Origin of the sequence: Xanthomonas sp. 3498, from assembly GCF_014199795.1 — a bacterium.
GTDB lineage: Bacteria > Pseudomonadota > Gammaproteobacteria > Xanthomonadales > Xanthomonadaceae > Xanthomonas_A > Xanthomonas_A rydalmerensis.
Genome location: NZ_JACHOH010000013.1, coordinates 1 through 1,701, shown reverse-complemented (window position 1 = coordinate 1,701; position 1,701 = coordinate 1). Strand labels below are relative to the sequence as shown.

General features: G+C 71.8%; 1 protein-coding gene. It reads left to right on the top strand.

Going from position 1 to position 1,701, the window contains the following annotated elements:
• Positions 1-1,701 (top strand): AMP-binding protein (locus GGR66_RS21010; RefSeq protein WP_184450478.1); only part of this gene is annotated, 1,701 nt, incomplete at both ends.

Here is a 1,701-nt window from a genome sequence, read left to right as displayed (position 1 = left end):
CCCTTCGGCTTCGACGTATCGGTCTGGGAGTTCTTCTGGCCACTGCTGAACGGGGCCACCCTGGCCCTGGCGCCGCCGGGGGCGCACAAGGATCCCGATGCCCTGGCCGCACTGTTCGTGCACCACGGCGTTACCACCGCGCATTTCGTGCCCTCCATGCTGGCCCTGTTCCTGCAGACCCCCGGCGTGGAACGCTGCACCACGCTGCGCCACCTGGTCTGCAGCGGCGAGGCCCTGCCCGCCAGCAGCGTGCGCCTGGCCCAACGGCGCCTGCCCTGGACCGCCCTCCACAACCTCTACGGCCCCACCGAAGCGGCGATCGATGTGACCGCCTGGACCTGCCCGCCCGCCTTCGCCGGGGAGAGCGTGCCCATCGGCCGTCCCATCGCCAACACCACGATCTACCTGCTCGACGGCAACGGCCAACCGGTGCCGCTCGGCGCCGTCGGCGAACTGCATATCGGCGGCGTCGGCGTGGCCAGAGGGTATTTGAACCGCCCCCAGCTCACCGCCGAGCGCTTCCTCCCCGATCCCTTCGCCGCCGATCCTGAGGCACGTCTGTACCGGACCGGCGATCTGGCGCGCTACCGCGCCGATGGCGCCATCGAGTTCCTCGGCCGCATCGACCACCAGGTCAAGCTGCGCGGCTTCCGCATCGAACTGGGCGAGATCGAGGCGCGCATTGCCGAACATCCGGCCGTGCACAGCACCGTCGTGCTGGCCCTGGGCGAGGCGGCGCACATGCGCCTGGTCGCCTATGTCGTCCCGCGCGAGACGCCCGCCGATGCGCCCAGCGATGCGCTGGTCACCACCTTGCGTACGTTCCTGGCCCGCACCCTGCCCGACTACATGGTGCCGGCCGCGTTCGTGTGCCTGCCTGCCCTGCCGCTGAACGCCAACGGCAAGCTCGACCGCAAGGCCTTGCCCGCGCCGCAGGACGACGCCTTTGCCCGGCATGCCTACGCGCCGCCGCACCCGGGCACCGAGGCCATCCTCGCCGAGGCCTGGTGCCGGTTGCTGGGGCGCGAACGGATCGGCCGCCACGACCAGTTCTTCGCCCTCGGCGGCAACTCCCTGCTCGCCGTGCGCCTGCTCAGCCGCATCGAGGCAGCCTGCGGCGTCCGCCTGTCGCTGGCCGAGGTCTTCGCCCACCCGACGCTGCGCGAACTGGCACACGCCGTCACCCGCCACCAGAACGGCGCCGCCACGGCGTCGTTGCCGGCCATCGTCCCGGTCCACCACGGCGACACCCTGCCGCTGTCCTTCGCCCAGCAGCGCCTGTGGTTCCTGGCCCAGCTCGAAGGCACCGGCACCGCCTACCACATGCCCGGCGCCCTGCGCCTGCGCGGCGACCTCGACCCGCTCGCCCTGCGCCGTGCCCTGGACGCCCTGCTCCAGCGGCATGCCGCCTTGCGCACCGTCTTCGCCACCAGTGCCGATGGTCAACCGCTGGCGCACCTGCTGCCCGCCGGACAGGCCTTCCCCCTGGTCGAGCACGACCTCGGCCTCCAGCCCGACCAGGCCGCGGCCATCGCCAGGCTCGCCCTCGACGAAGTCCTCGCTCCCTTCGACCTGGCGCGCGGCCCGCTCATCCGCGGTCGCCTGTTGCGCCTGGGACAGGCCGACCACGTGCTGCTGATCACCCAGCACCACATCGTCTCCGATGGCTGGTCGCTGGGCATCCTGATCAACGAACTCGGC